Origin of the sequence: Blautia sp. TF10-30 (assembly GCF_003481245.1) — a bacterium.
Taxonomy (GTDB): Bacteria; Bacillota; Clostridia; order Lachnospirales; family Lachnospiraceae; genus Fusicatenibacter; species Fusicatenibacter saccharivorans.
Genome location: NZ_QUKM01000017.1, coordinates 1 through 13522, shown reverse-complemented (window position 1 = coordinate 13522; position 13522 = coordinate 1). Strand labels below are relative to the sequence as shown.

At 49.5% G+C, this 13522-nt stretch carries 11 protein-coding genes, 1 tRNA gene and 1 other annotated feature; of the genes, 1 reads left to right on the top strand and 11 read right to left on the bottom strand.

All coding sequences use genetic code 11. The features are described from left to right. Positions 1-224 precede the first annotated feature (224 nt). The 6 genes from DXD02_RS13225 to mutY all read right to left on the bottom strand — a co-directional run bounded on the left by DXD02_RS13225 (position 225) and on the right by mutY (position 7339). Entirely contained in the window at positions 225-584 is a 360-nt protein-coding gene (locus DXD02_RS13225) for a Mini-ribonuclease 3 (RefSeq protein WP_055221333.1), read from the bottom strand. A 107-nt stretch (positions 585-691) separates the two neighbouring features. Further along, a complete protein-coding gene (epsC, locus tag DXD02_RS13220; protein WP_055227154.1) occupies positions 692-1375 on the bottom strand; it encodes a serine O-acetyltransferase EpsC in 684 nt (227 codons plus the stop codon). Between the two features lie 100 nt (positions 1376-1475). Beyond that, positions 1476-1710: a binding site (T-box leader), on the bottom strand. A gap of 42 nt (positions 1711-1752) precedes the next feature. Beyond that, positions 1753-4380, bottom strand: a complete 2628-nt coding sequence (locus tag DXD02_RS13210; RefSeq protein ID WP_118666980.1) for a cation-translocating P-type ATPase — start codon at positions 4378-4380, stop codon at positions 1753-1755. A gap of 262 nt (positions 4381-4642) precedes the next feature. Continuing rightward, entirely contained in the window at positions 4643-5191 is a 549-nt protein-coding gene (ispF, locus tag DXD02_RS13205; protein ID WP_022463066.1) for a 2-C-methyl-D-erythritol 2,4-cyclodiphosphate synthase, read from the bottom strand. 26 nt (positions 5192-5217) lie between these two features. Next, complete coding sequence (locus DXD02_RS13200) at positions 5218-6234, bottom strand: glycosyltransferase family 2 protein (RefSeq protein ID WP_055227139.1); 1017 nt, start codon at positions 6232-6234, stop codon at positions 5218-5220. A 37-nt stretch (positions 6235-6271) separates the two neighbouring features. Then, positions 6272-7339, bottom strand: coding sequence for an A/G-specific adenine glycosylase (gene mutY / locus DXD02_RS13195; RefSeq protein WP_055227140.1), 1068 nt, complete (start codon positions 7337-7339; stop codon positions 6272-6274). A 148-nt stretch (positions 7340-7487) separates the two neighbouring features. On the opposite strand from mutY, the gene DXD02_RS13190 reads away from it, so the two are divergent. Continuing rightward, the gene (locus tag DXD02_RS13190; protein ID WP_243108251.1) at positions 7488-8120 is read left to right on the top strand and encodes an HAD family hydrolase; all 633 of its coding nucleotides are present in this window, start codon (positions 7488-7490) and stop codon (positions 8118-8120) included. Between the two features lie 86 nt (positions 8121-8206). Here the strand turns inward: DXD02_RS13190 and DXD02_RS13185 are convergent, their stop codons facing one another. From DXD02_RS13185 to DXD02_RS13165, 5 genes are all read right to left on the bottom strand, one after another. Continuing rightward, the gene (locus tag DXD02_RS13185) at positions 8207-10591 is read right to left on the bottom strand and encodes a L,D-transpeptidase family protein (protein ID WP_118666964.1); all 2385 of its coding nucleotides are present in this window, start codon (positions 10589-10591) and stop codon (positions 8207-8209) included. A gap of 358 nt (positions 10592-10949) precedes the next feature. Beyond that, a complete protein-coding gene (locus tag DXD02_RS13180; RefSeq protein ID WP_022463061.1) occupies positions 10950-11396 on the bottom strand; it encodes a threonine/serine exporter family protein in 447 nt (148 codons plus the stop codon). Between the two features lie 41 nt (positions 11397-11437). After that, a complete protein-coding gene (locus DXD02_RS13175; protein WP_055221312.1) occupies positions 11438-12199 on the bottom strand; it encodes a threonine/serine exporter family protein in 762 nt (253 codons plus the stop codon). Between the two features lie 390 nt (positions 12200-12589). Continuing rightward, complete coding sequence (locus DXD02_RS13170) at positions 12590-13189, bottom strand: DUF4230 domain-containing protein (protein ID WP_118666963.1); 600 nt, start codon at positions 13187-13189, stop codon at positions 12590-12592. A gap of 203 nt (positions 13190-13392) precedes the next feature. Beyond that, positions 13393-13463: transfer RNA gene (locus DXD02_RS13165), tRNA-Trp, on the bottom strand. Positions 13464-13522 lie beyond the last annotated feature (59 nt).

Below are 13522 nucleotides of genomic sequence, written 5' to 3'. Positions count from 1 at the left end.
TCCGCCTGCTGTACTTCCTGTTTTCTGTCTCTGTCACGGTAATCTCGTTTCCCCTTAAAGTCACGTTTTTTTCCGTCTCTTCTCTCAAAGTTTCTCTTGTCGTTTCTGTTGTTTTCTCTCATATCATTCCTGTTCCGCGGTCCCAAAAGCAGTGGGAACTTTTGCTTTTTCAAAAGCCCCACTGCCCTGCCGCTTCTTTTTTATTTTCTGAATCTTATCTGCTCTCACACTTCGCCAAGTCCTGCCCGGATCAGGTCGATCATCCGCTTGTAATCCCCTTTCAGGTACAGATACCCCATCACGGCCTCAAACCCGGTTGCCCGGCGGTAGTCGATCGTGGACGCATTTTTTGCCTTGGTATAGGATTTCGCATTTCTGCCTCTTTTATAAATCTGTTTTTCCTCTTCGGTAAACAGCGGCTCCAGAATTTCAATCATCGCCGACTGTTTCTCCGCCTTTACAAGCCCTGCCGCATGGCGGTGCAGCTTGTTGACCTGCATATTTGCTTTCCGCACCAGAATCGTGCGGATGACGATCTCATACGCAGCATCCCCGATGTAGGCCAGCGTAAGCGGCGAATACATGCGGATGTCATGCTGTTCCAGTCCGAATACCTCCGAAAGATAATCCTTCTCCCCGAAAACTGCCTCTGGAAAAAGCTCCTCGTTTTCTGTCTCTTTGCCCACTTCCGTCACTTCTGTTCTGTCCTTTCTTTTTTCCTCATCTGACGCAGCTCGCCCTCCAGCTCGAGCACACGGTTCGTAAGCTCCGTATTCTCCTGCTGCAGTACTTTGATATCCTCGAAAATCGGGTCCGGCAGATGAATGTGATCCATGCTTTTTCTCGGAATCCGCACATCATTCTGCTTCACAATGTGCCCCGGCACGCCGACGACGGTACAGTTCGGCGGAACCTCCTCGATCACAACCGATCCGGCTCCGATTTTGGAGTTTTCCCCGATCGTAAACGATCCGATGATCTTCGCACCGGCGCTGACCATAACATTGTCCTTCAGCGTCGGATGACGTTTCCCGGTCTCCTTACCATTACCGCCAAGCGTCACGCCCTGATACAGCGTCACGTTGTCTCCGATAATGGCTGTTTCTCCGATAATCACACCAGAACCATGATCAATAAACAATCCCTTTCCGATCGTCGCACCCGGATGGATTTCGATACCGGTTTTTCTCGCTGCCCGCTGTGAAATCCATCTGGCCAGAAAGTAATGGCCTTTCAGATATAGCTTGTGCGCCCGTCTGTACTTCAGCATAACACGAAATGAAGGATACAGCAAGACTTCCATGGGAGAATGTATCGCCGGATCCCGCTCCTGAATCACCTGAAATTCCTCTTTAAAATACGCGAAAAAACTCATCTTTCCTCTCCTTGCCTCCTGCTGGGACTTTTCCGGATTTTTATTTCTTACCATCATTCTGCATAACAGTAATATTCAAAAACGGAGCTGTTTCATCTCCGATAAAGACGAAATAGCTCCGTGGTTCCACTTTACTTTAAGGGCACACCTGCCCTCTTCTTTTCTTCTGCATAACGTGCAGGACCCGTGCCGGACTACCCACTTTTTCCGCTTCACCCGGCCAGCTTCCGGACGCACTTCAAAAACCCTCGTTTCAGGCAGCTTCCAGCCCCATTTGTCTGCCATTCTCTGTGAAACAATTCTGATTTTCTACTTTTTCCGTTCCAAGCCTTTTTCTGTTTCCGTTTGTTCTAGTTTATGCAAATTTTTCTCGTTTGTCAAGCAAATTTCCGCCGGATCCACTTGCTGATTTCGACCGCCGGAATGACAAGCAGTCCAAGGCCGATCGCCACATCATATTCCAACGCGCTGATCCGCTCAAAACCGAACGCACTCGACAGTACCGGGATGTAAATGACGGCGGATGTGAGGACAAATGAGAGTGCCATCGCGCCCCACAGATACTTGTTCTGATGCTTCATGTGGAAAATAGAACCTTTCCGTGATCTCATATTGAAGGAATGGAAAATTTCCACCATAGAGAGTGTCAGAAACGCCATCGACATGCCGTCCGGGCTGTTGACGATTTCCCAGCGGCCGGCTTCCAGATAGTGGCCGATGAAGTAGGACGCCAGCGTCAGCACCGTAATCACGATGCCCTGAAACGCAACATCAAAGCCGAGGCCGTCCGCAAAAATACCGTCATCCGCATTTCTCGGCGGGCGTTTCATGATGTCTGCCTCACCGTCCTCCATACCGAGCGCCAGCGCCGGGAAGCAGTCCGTAATCAGGTTGATCCAGAGCAGATGCACCGGATTTAAAATCGTAAAGCCCATCAGCGTCGCGCAGAAAATCGACAGCACCTCGGCAAGGTTCGATGCCAGAAGGAACTGAATTGCCTTGCGGATATTATCGTAGATTCGTCTTCCTTCCTCAACCGCCGCGATGATCGTCGCAAAGTTGTCGTCCGCGAGCACCATATCTGCCACGTTTTTCGTCACATCCGTTCCCGTGATGCCCATTCCGATGCCGATATCCGCACGCTTGATCGACGGCGCATCGTTGACTCCGTCTCCTGTCATCGCGGTGATTCTGCCTTTCCGCTTCCACGCATCGACGATCCGCACTTTATGCTCCGGCTGGACGCGTGCGTAAACAGCATATTCCTCGATTCTCCGGTCAAGCTCCTCATCGCTTAACTGGTCAATCTCGGCTCCCGTTACCGCTTTCCAGCCCGCCTCCAGAATACCCAGCTCTTTTGCAATAGCAACCGCTGTGTCTTTGTGGTCACCCGTAATCATCACCGGACGGATGCCTGCCCCGCGGCATTCCCGGATCGCATCGACTACTTCCGGCCGCACCGGATCAATCATACCGCAAAGTCCTAAAAAGCAGAGATCCTGCTCCAGAAAGTCCGGCTCCTGGGAGGACGGCATCTGGTTCCACGCTCTTCCTGCTGCCGCCAGCACGCGGAGTGCCTGGTCTGCCATCGCCTTGTTCTGCGACAGGATTTCCTGCCGGAATGCTTCTGTCATCGGCTGTTTTCTGCCGTCACGCCAAACGGAGGTGCACCGCTTCAGAATCTCATCCGGTGCGCCTTTTGTGCAGGAAAAATACGTTCCGTCGTTTGCGCGGTGGATCGTTGTCATGCGTTTCCGCATCGAATCAAACGGCGCTTCCCCGACACGCGGATACTGGACGGACAGGCTCTTCTTCGGGCATCCCTCTTTCTGCGCATCGTTGACCAACGCACATTCCGTCGGTTCTCCGACTGCCTCGCCGTTTTCGTCCGGCTCCGCATCGGAGCAGAGTGCCATGACGGATACGAGACGTTTTATATCGCTTCCCTCATGTTTTACCACGGTCATCTTATTCTGTGTCAGCGTTCCTGTCTTATCCGAGCAGATCACCTGCGTACAGCCGAGCGTCTCGACAGCCGTCAGTTTCCGGATCACCGCATTCCGCTTTGACATTTTGGTCACACCGATGGAAAGCACGATTGTGACAACTGCCGCAAGTCCTTCCGGAATTGCCGCTACGGCAAGGCTGACGGCTACCATAAAGGTATTTAAGATGTTCTGCGGCGTCACGCCCTCTTTTAAAATGCCGACAACGAAAATCATGGCACAGATGGCGAGCACCATCACGCTTAAGATTTTGCTGAGCTGGTTCAGCCGCTTCTGCAGCGGTGTGCTCTCATCCGCCGACTGCGTCAGAACATGGGCGATTTTTCCCATCTCGGTTTTCATACCCGTTCCGGTGATAACAGCGCGGCCGCGGCCATAGACAACGGTGCTTCCCATATAGACCATGTTTTTCCGGTCCCCGAGCGGAACCTCGCTGGCTGCGCCGGCGTTCAGAACATCCGCTGTTTTATTGACCGGGACAGATTCTCCGGTCAGCGCTGCTTCCTCGATTTTCATGCTGGCACTCTCTAAAATACGGCCATCCGCCGGAACAGCATCGCCCGCTTCGAGAATTACAATATCACCGGGTACGAGCTCCTCGCTCTTTTTCACTTCCATTTTCCCGCCGCGCATCACCTTCGACGTGGCTGCCGCGATCTCCTGCAGAGCTTCAATCGCTTTCTCTGCCTTGCTCTCCTGCAGAACACCGAGCACCGCATTAATGATGACAACGGCGAGAATAATGACCACATCAGCGTACGATTCGCCTTCATACGCCGATGTGATGCCGGAAATCAGCGCTGCGGCGAGCAGGATCAGGATCATCGGGTCTTTCAGCTCTTCGAAAAACCGCTGCAGATTGCTCTTCTTTTTTCCCGCCGCCAGCCGGTTAGGTCCGTGTTCGGAAAGCCGCCGCGCAGCTTCCGCCTCGGAAAGTCCCTGCTCCGTTGTCTGTAACTCATCAAGAATCTTCGAACTTTTTTCCAGATACTCTTTCATTTCCATCCGTCCTTTCTTCTGAAAACGCTTTTTGCGTTCCTGTGATAAGTTCCCACTGGTACACTGGTCTCTTTCTATATAGAAAAAGACCTATCCGCACCATATTTGTTGATACAGATAAGTCTTGTCATTTCATACAAAGCCAGAAGAAATGCTTTTTCTTCGGTTGTTGGCCTTATAGCGTCACGTATGCCGCCGACTACTCCCTTATTCTTCTTCCAGTCTACCACATCTTCCGGCCTTGTGCAATCGCATTTCTCTTTTATTCTTCTGCGTTCTTTGCGCATCCTGGGCAGCCGCTGCATCCGCCTGCGATCCGGTCGTCCGGCATCAGGTCGAGTGCCTTGGAAATGCAGCAGATCGCCTGTGCGGAAATTCCCTCTTTCTTTCCGGTAAAGCCAAGTCCTTCCTCGGTCGTTGCCTTGATATTGACCTGATCCTCTTCGAGATGAAGCGCCTCCGCCACATTTTTCACCATCGTGTCGATGTATGGCAGGAGCTTCGGCTTTTGTGCAATAACGGTTGCATCGATATTTTCAATCAGATACATCCGCTCCTCGAGCATCTCACCCACTTTTTTCAGCAGTTCGATGCTGTCTGCGCCCTCATACGCCGGATCATTGTCCGGAAAATGGCGTCCGATGTCCCGCAGTGCTGCAGCGCCGAGAAGCGCATCCATAATGGCATGGACCAGCACATCTGCATCGGAATGTCCCAGAAGGCCATATTCATACGGGATTTCCACACCGCCCAGAATCAGTTTCCGGTTTTCCACCAGTTTATGCACATCGTAACCCATTCCTACTCGCATTGTTCGTTCCTCCGCTTCGTTACTTTCTAGTTAAATCCATACAGCTTCTGCGCTACCTTGTAGGCATAGACTGCAATTTTCTGTCCCGGTTTTGATTTGCTGCTCATAACAGTTCCGAAAATGCCGTGGCGGATGCGGAAGTAATCGGCTGCATCCTCCTGCTTCAGGTATCTCCACAGATCGTTCTTTTTCTCGAGATTTTCTTCCGTTCCAGAGCGCATCATCATCACGGAAGAAACCGTCATAATAATGGTCAGATAGCTGATCATATATTTCCGCAGGTACTTCGACAGCCCTTTCTGTTCACCAAGGTAATCGATCATCAGCTTGTTGACACGGATCTGCTGGTCAATTCTGCCGATCATGACTTTCTCGTTAACCGACTGGTCGGCTCTTCCGATAAAGTAGCGGTAGAAATTGACATCGAGATAATACATCGTTTTGACGTACGGAAGCGGAATAAACGCAACCAGATTATCCACATAGAAGGTGTGCTCCGGCAGCTTCATGCCGCACTCTCTTAAAAGAGAAGTCCGGTAAATCAGCGAATGCATCAGCAGATAATGTGTTTTGCCGAGAGCTTTCGCCTCATCCCATCCGAAAAAGCGGCCTTCCGGCAGCGATTTCGCATAGCGCATCACACGTTTTCTCTTGGCGCCCTCTTTTTCATACACATAGTTACTGATCAGAAGGTCGAGTGTTTTCGGTCCGCGTACGACTTCTGCCAGAACATTTAAAATCTTCTGGTATGCCTCTGGGTTTACCCAGTCATCACTGTCCACAACCTTAAAGTACAGACCCGTCGCATTTTCCACACCCGTGTTGACTGCTCCGCCGTGGCCCTTGTTTTCCTGATGAATCGCTTTTACAATCGTCGGATATTTTTCCTGATAGCGGTCTGCAATCTCTGTGGTTCCGTCCTTGGAACCATCGTCCACGATCAGAATTTCTACTTCTTCTCCGCCGACCAGCAGCGAATCGATACATTTCTCCATATATGCTTCTGAATTATAGCATGGTACTGCAATTGATAAAATCTTCATCTTTTTTCTCCCTGCTCTTTTTTGCTCTTTTGCCGTTTCAGGCACGTTCCAGATCTGTGTATTTTGCGTATTCCGCAAACGCAGACGGAATGGCATATCTTTCAGCCGCGGTTTTCGCATCCGCAAAAATCAATCCGGCTTTTTCTTCCCCTTCCTGCTCCACATCGTTTCCTGCAATTTTAATGGCGTATCCTGTGATATGCCACTCGACATGGGAAAAAATGTGCTTGTACGGCGGCAATGCCTGAATATGAAGCGGCGTCACGCCGAATTTTTCTGCCTCTTCAAGTGCTTCCTGTTCGGAGAGCACGCCATCGAAGTTCGGGAACTCGTAAAGTCCCGCCAGAAGTCCTTTTTTCGGCCGTTTCCGCACTGCTGTGTGCGCACCGTCCAGAAATAACAGAACGGTTCTGTCTTCGATTCTGCGCGGCTTTGCGCTCTTTTTAAACGGATATTCCGTCCAGGTCTGATGCTGTCCCGCCAGACACTGGTCAAAAAGCGGACAGACTTCACATTTTGGTGCGCCGTTCGGCAGACAGACCATTGCGCCGAGATCCATCATCGCCTGATTGAAGGCTCCTGGATCTTCTGCCGGCATGATTTCGGTCAATTCCGCTTCCACGCGGTTTTTCACGGACTGCTTTAAAATGTCCTCACCGTCCTCCCGGAGGCGTGCCATCACACGAAGCACATTTCCGTCCACCGCCGGCACCGGAATGCAAAACGCGATCGATGCAACGGCTCCCGCTGTGTAATTTCCAATTCCCGGAAGTCCTTTTAAGGCTTCGTAATCTGCTGGAAATACACCGTCATACACTTCCATAATTTTCTGTGCGGCCTTCTGCATATTCCGCACACGGTTATAGTAACCAAGGCCTTCCCAGAGCTTCAAAAGCTTTTCCTCGGGACAGACCGCAAGTGCTGCGACATTGGGCAGTTCACGCATAAACCGCTCATAAAACGGCTTGACCGCCTCCACCCTCGTCTGCTGGAGCATAATCTCGGAAACCCAGATTTCATACGGGTTCTTTTTTTCTCTCCACGGCAGCACTCTTTTATTTTCGCCATACCATTTCAATAATGGCTTTGTGATTGTGTCCTGCATAGTAATCTCCTGTTAATATATCATTCTTATTTTGCCACATTTTCCTCCAAAATGCAAAATAAACATTGCGCTCTCACGTGTTTTTGATTAAAATTAATAAATACTTTAAAAGAATAACCAAAACCCTTAAGATATGGAGGAAAAACTCTTGATCGACAGTATTATTTTTGATGTGGACGGCACCCTGTGGGACTCCACAGACGTTGTTGCCGACGCATGGAATCAGATTATGGAAAAAGAAACTGATATGACACCAAACCTCACCGGAGCCGTGTTAAAAGGCCTGTTCGGCCGCCTGCTCCCGGATATCGCCGCCGTCATTTTCCACGAATATCCAAAGGAGCGCCAATTAGAACTGATCGAGGCATGCTGTGCCAAAGAGCATGAGGCACTTCTTGCGACACCGGCTCCTGTTTATCCGGGACTTGTCGATGCACTTTCTATTCTTTCCAGACATTACCCGCTTTATATCGTAAGCAACTGCCAGGCGGGCTATATCGAAGTTTTTCTGGAAGCCACAGGCCTCGGTCACTATTTCAAAGGCCATCTCTGTCCTGGCGATACCGGAAAGGCAAAGGCAGACAACATCCGTACAATCATCGAACAGAACCATCTGCAGCACGCGGTCTATGTCGGCGATACCGACGGCGACTACAAGGCGACACACGAGGCCGGAATCCCGTTTGTCCATGCCGCATACGGTTTTGGTCAGACCAAAAACCCGGACTACACCATCACTTCCCCGATGGATCTTGTCACACTGTTCGTACCGGAAAATTAATTTTTAACAGTTTCTTTCTCATAAAAAATACGCATTCCTGTTTTGATAACGGAATGCGTATTTTTTATGTTCTATTTCTTCTTTTCTCAGCTCTCGCCCTTACCTGGGTAATCATCGTCACCCGTATGGTCTCCCTGATCCGGTGCGCTCGGTTCCGGTGTCGACGGGGTCTCGGTCGGTGCTACGGTCGGCTCCGGCGTAGACGGGACCTCGGTCGGTGCTGTGGTCGGTTCCGGCGTAGACGGGGTCGATGGAGTTGATGGAGTTGACGGCGTGTAATCATCGTACGTGTAGGATGGCGTTCTCGTCGGCGTTACTGTCGTGGTATTCGTCGTATCATCGACATTTTCGTCATCTGCTTCCGGTGCCTGTGTCACAGTAAGCGTGTCTTCACTTACCTCATAAGCTTCGGAATAATAAATGATAACCGGTGTTCCGTCATCGACATTGTCATATAATGCCTGTGCCACTGCAGTCGGAAGTGCAACAGATCCTGTCGTCGATCCTGCAGTCAGATACAGGTTTCCGCCGAAACTACTTCTCCAGGAAGCATCGTAGAAACCAATCTCTCCATTGAACGGAATCCAGGAATCCACATCTCTTTCCCAGGAATAGCTGCCGTCTGCCTGAAGCTCTCCGTGCAGTTTTTTCTGGCTTTCTTTTGCTGCGGTTGTGTAGATACCCGGCTTCGTGTAGCTGCTCTGCTCCATCAGACCGGTTACACAGTCACCGTCGACAACCAGATTTCCATCTTTGTAGAGCCAGATATGCTGACGGCTGGCATCAACCTCAACATACGTCTTGCCGAATCCGTTGTTCTCTGTGGAAGCAGCAAACTCTCTCTGCGCATACTGCGGCTCTCTTGCATCTGCTGCGTGAGCATCTACTTCTTCTGCGATCTTTGCAATCTCCTGCTCCTGATCCACTTTCCATCCGTAGCCTTCCTGGCTGATGGTCACGCCGCCTTCGATACCGGTTGCCGGGAAGGTGTGATCCTTGCCATCGGTATCAATCGCTGCCGCAAGATTTGCCACATATTCTTTTACTCTTTCATTCCACTGGTTTTCATCTTTGGAATAATTTCCATCCGCATCGACTGCCAGCCAGTCTTTCATGGTATTTCCGTCAAGAACCTGTGTTGTTCCATCCGGCATACTGTATGTGATGCTTGCGCGTACCAGTTCATTTAACTGATCCTTCTGTGCATTCAGTGTTTCGTCATCTGCTGTTACCAAGGTTCCGTCGTAAATGCCTGCTTTTTCAAGATCCACTTCGGTATCCGCATTGATCAGCGCGTTTTCGATGCACTGTTTTGCAAGGGTAAGATCCATTCCCTCACCCATAACAGCATCCACAATCTCAAACTCATTGTTCTGGAAGGTGATGTAGGCGCTGGCCGGTGCATTCTCACCGTCTGCGGACTGGAATTCGTCAAATCCATCAATCACCGCATCCAGTTTTTCCTGACTGTACTGCATGGTGACCTGGGAATCTTTCTCTTTTCCGCCATTTCCCAGGAACCAGAGGAAACTGTTCTGTTTCTTTAACACGCTCTCCACGCTGCCGTCTCCGGCGTAGGTGTAGTCGATGTCTTTTCCGCTGACACTCTTCGTATCATTGTCTTTGAATTTTACATTTAAGGTATAGTTTGCAGCCTGCTCTTTGATTTTCGTTTCTGCCTCTTTGGCCGTCATATCCGAGCAGTCTACTCCGTTGATGATTGTTCCGTTAAAAAAATAATTCTGGTAATGGAACATTTTGCTTCCATAGAAAAAGCCTCCCACAGCAATAACAGCAACGGCTGCAACGGCGATAACCGCACCGCCTTTTCCCTTTTTCTTCTGCGGTTTTGCGCCATGCGGAATGTACTCTTCGTCGTCATCCTCATAATCGTCGTAGTCATCATCCTCATCGTCTATTTCCGGCATTGGGATATGGCCTACCGTGTCGCTGACGAGGCGCTCCATTGCGGCTTCCACCTGATCACCAAGCACTTCTTTCTCCGAACCCTTGGTCTCTGTCTTCTCTTCTCCCAGCAGATCATCCTCATCTGCGAATGGATCGTTGATGATCAGATCATCATCCACCATCACTTCTTCCGGTTCCGATTCTGTTTTTGTCTCAGCCGGCGTCTCTTCGATTTCTTCTTCCTCTTCTGTAAATTCCGGAATCTCGATGTCCTGCGTCACAGGCTCCACTTTGGTCTGCTTCATTTTCTGCTTCGCTTCTTCGTCTTTTGCACGCTCAGTTGCCTCAAGGACACTTCGCAGATTACTTAAATTTGCAGTCTCATCCGGGATGTGATCTTCGCTTTTTGTTTCTTTGCTTTCAAATTCAATGGAGTCTTCGATGTCTGCCAGTTCTTCCTGGAATGTTTCACCGCTCTCCTTTTCCGCCAGGTCACGGTCAATCTCTTTTTGCAGGGCAGCCCAAAGTTTACCGTCCTTTAAATCATCATCTTCAAACTTCATATTTTTTGCTCCTCATAGTTCTGTGTCTGCACTTTACTTACTTCTCTTCTTTTTTCCTTGTTTCAACTCACAGTCGGTATTTTCACGGAGTCTGACATGTCGAAAATAGTTCGACTGTGACTTACCTCATGTCAGTGGAGGATACCGATTTCTCTCCGCCCGCCACTACCGTTATGTTTCTTTTAACAATTCATCCCACCACTTTAGAAGCGGGGGACTTCTTGTCTACTGATGTTAAAAATGCCCCTATAGATTTCTTCTTTTGTCCAAGGGCACATACACTGTTAAGTATATCATAAAATTCGACAAAAAAAAGCAAAAAATTTGGTTTTGGCAAATTTCTCACTTTTTTCGTAAATCACCTATGGAATTCGTAAAAAAATACCTTCTGCAGCGCTTCTCCGAGGAAAATTCCAAGGGCAATTGCGCCTGCCGCGGTCGCTGTCTCTAAAAGATACGTTCCAACCATGTTTTCCGGCCCCATAACGATCGAGTAGACGATGCGGTACATACCGGCTCCCGGCACCATCGGAAGAATGCCCGGGATCACGAAAAGGATCACCGGCGCTTTGAAATGACGCGCCATTGCCTGGGAAACCAGGGCGACGGCAACGGCGGCAAGAAAGTTCTTCATCAGAATGCCGTCGTTGAATACTTCCACGATCAGATAGACCGCCCAGCCGATCATACCGACACCGGCCGTGTAGCATTCCAGCTTTTTTGGTGCGTTCAACAGTCTTGAAAATCCCCAGATTGCAACCCAGGCTCCAAGGGATTTCAGGATGATTTCACCTGCTATTCTCATATTTTTGCTTTAACCTCATCTTTTTTCTGTATCGGTTTTCTCTACCGCACCAGTGGACGGAGCAGCAGCATGCCAAGTCCCACGCCGATTGCGATGGCCGCAGCGGTTACAAACGCCTCAAGCATCCGTGCCGCACCGGAAATGTAGTCGCCGTGCAGGGTATCATACACCGCATTCGTGATCGCCACACCCGGTACGAGGGGCATGATCGATGCAATGATAATGACGTTCAGATCCATGGTCCCCGGCAGGTAATGAACACAGAGAATAGATGTGACCGCCAGCAAAAATGACCCGATACAGTTCACAAGAAACGACTGCATCCCGGCTTTTTTTCCTCCGTAAACACCGATTCCTGATATAAAACCTGCAAGTGCAGATGCCAGCACTTCGTAGAACCCGGCTCCGAACATGATTGCAAAGCCTGCGGTCGTCGCCATCATCGCGAGCAGATTTTTTTTAATTTCCGACTTAGCACGATAGATATCCCGCACCCGGTGGAACAGCGCATCCAGGTCGATATTTCCTTCGCAGAAATCGCGGGAAAGCTGATTGACCGCATGGATCCGGTTCAGATCCGTTGCACGGCTCTCTACGCTGCGCATAACAGTCATGGAATCCATCGCCGGGTCGTCGAGCGTTACCACAAAGCCGGTCGTCAGCGCCAGTACATCCGCAGTTTTCAGGCCGGACATGCGCAGCATCCGCAGCATGGTATCCTCCACCCGCCACGTCTCCGCCCCGCTTTCCAGCAGGATTTCTCCCGCCATGACCGCGGTGTCCAGCAGCAGTTTATAGTCCATAGTTTTTGTCCTCTCAAATGTAACTCATATTTCACACATGCCAAACGATTGTACCATGAAGCAGTGTTCACTTTCAAGTTAATTCTATGCAAATTCGGCGATATCCGGGCGTTGGGATGTTCCGATGTTCACCCGCGCCATTCACAAATCTTTTCAAAGTTTCTTCAAACTCCATTCACACTTTCCTCACATATGACAACTATACTAAACGTATCAAAACAAAGGGACAACAAATCATCTTCCTCTATCTTTCAACCGTTGTCCCAACCTAATATTCTTTCCAATTTATATAGATTTTTCTTTTTCATAATGCCGGTGTTTCTGCCAGAAGAAATACCGGCCCTCCTTTTTTTATCCCCCAAAAAGAAGTGCCGACATCCCGTCTATGTACTATTCTTCAAATTTTACAACCAATGTCTTGTCCCCGACCGTCTCGGACAGCATTCCGGTAATCAGTGTTTTCGCCTGTTCCTGTGCCATCGTTTCCAGGTCATCCATTTCTTTCGTCTGCTGCTCTACATCCTCCTTCGCACTCGCGATTGCATCCATCGCATCTTCCTTCCGCTCCCAGTTCAGAAGCGCTGCCTTCTCATCGTAATACTGGATGGAATCATTGTCGATGGAAATATCAAAAATCTCCACTGCCGGAAGTGTAACTGTTACTTCTGAATCCGTCACCTCCGTATTCGCCTTCGCGAGATCCACGCCCGCACGTACCTCTGCACGGTATGTCATATTAAACGCCTTCTGCGTCAGAAACGGAATCGACCCGTCCGAGTAATGAATCAGCCCGTTATAAATCATCTTCGCCGACGTCAGCTCCCCCGCCGCCTCCAGCTTGCTGTCAATAAACGTCCCCGTAATCTCCGGCTCCCGGTCCCGCCGCAGCGACTGCGTCAGATAAACAACCATTCCAGCAAGGATTACTACGATCAGAAGATAAATGACAGCTTTTACCGTGCCGCGGCTTCCATTCTTTTCTCTGCTCACGTTACACCCACTCCCTTCTCATGTTTCATTTTTCATTATTTTTGAATATGTTCTGTGGCTCTATTGTACCTTATTTACACCATAAAAAACAGTCCTGCTTTACAAAAATATCTTAAAATTCTGTAAATCCTGTTCTGTTAGACTTTTCTTTTAAACAATACGAAAAAAGAGTGAAGATTTTGTATCTTCACTCTTTCCTAATACAGGGGATGAGAGAATCGAACTCCCACCAAAGGTTTTGGAGACCCCTATCATACCATTTGACCAATCCCCTACGCTAGATATACCTTCAAAACCGCATACACTACACATCTATCATTCCATCTTGTGAAC